1 protein-coding gene is annotated in these 538 nt (G+C 68.4%); it reads right to left on the reverse strand.

The annotated features are described in order from the left end of the window. Positions 1 to 348: ABC transporter substrate-binding protein (locus NE591_RS12280; RefSeq protein ID WP_256156749.1), on the reverse strand; the 348-nt coding region annotated here is incomplete at its 3' end. Positions 349 to 538 lie beyond the last annotated feature (190 nt).

Raw genomic sequence — 538 nt, forward strand, 5'->3', positions numbered from 1 at the left:
CGCGCCCACAACGGCGTCGATGGCTGCGGCCACCTTCGCCACGTTCTGATCGTAAAGATCCGCACGCCCGGTGAGGTCGGTGAAGGTGCGCATGAGGCGCTCGTAGTCGTCGAAGGTGGTCACCTCGAAGTAGGCCACGGGAATGCCCGCGCCCACAAGCGCGTCGCGCAGGTCGATCTGGCTGGAGTCGCCGCCGCGGCCGCCTGTACCGCTCGTCATGATGACGAAATCGGGGTTAAGCGCCATGATGGCCTCGAGATTCACCGCCGTGAAGTCCCCTACCGTGGCCACATCCGGGCTCTCGATGATCCAGCCGGCCGCCGTGAGCGCATCGTCGGAGACGCCCACGAGCGTGCCCCCGGCCAGCTCTCAGGCGTTCGCGAAACTGCCCATGCAGGCCACGACGCGCTGGGGGTTGTCCACGGTGACCTCGTTGCCCATATCGTCGGTGAAGGTGACAGGCCCCGGCGGCCGATGCGCCCCAGCAGGAGCAGCAGGCCCCTGAGGCTCCCGCAGCGGAAGCAACGGCGCCCGGCCC

Origin of the sequence: Adlercreutzia sp. DFI.6.23 (assembly GCF_024462535.1) — a bacterium.
GTDB lineage: Bacteria > Actinomycetota > Coriobacteriia > Coriobacteriales > Eggerthellaceae > Adlercreutzia > Adlercreutzia rubneri.